Source organism: Wolbachia endosymbiont of Mansonella ozzardi (assembly GCF_020278625.1).
Taxonomy (GTDB): Bacteria; Pseudomonadota; Alphaproteobacteria; order Rickettsiales; family Anaplasmataceae; genus Wolbachia.
Genome location: NZ_JADAKK010000089.1, coordinates 1 through 486, shown reverse-complemented (window position 1 = coordinate 486; position 486 = coordinate 1). Strand labels below are relative to the sequence as shown.

The following is a 486-nucleotide window of genomic DNA, read 5'->3' as shown; positions in this document are numbered from 1 at the left end:
GCCAACCAATAAGAGGAAAGACTGCTGGTTGTATATTCAAAAATCCAAAAGACTACCAAGCATGGAAACTGATTGATAAATCCGGCTGCCGAGGGTTAGATAACGGTGGAGCTAAAATTTCTAAGAAACATTGTAATTTTCTACTCAACTATAATAATGCAACTGCATCTGACTTGGAAAACCTTGGCAACAAGGTAAGAGATGCAGTGAGAGATAAGTTTAACGTTGAACTTGAGTGGGAAATAAGGGTTTTAGGCAGCTATTAGGCGTTTTTTTTACAGCCGCTGTATTTCCCAGTTGTTCAACACTACCTATCTTAATTTCTAAAGTGTTCTTTATAAATTTATTAGCTTGGTCTTTGCTCATAAAAAAACTATACGCTTGTTGGTCATTGATTTCTTTATAGTATCTCTATCTTCTTCGTTATCTGTACATTTATAGCCCTTCCCATAATAGTCCAAGAGAGGTAAGATAAGGACTTATAGT

At 35.8% G+C, this 486-nt stretch carries 1 pseudogene; it reads left to right on the top strand.

Going from position 1 to position 486, the window contains the following annotated elements:
* Positions 1 to 266: pseudogene (locus IHO40_RS05675) on the top strand (UDP-N-acetylmuramate dehydrogenase); the annotation flags it as partial.
* Positions 267 to 486 lie beyond the last annotated feature (220 nt).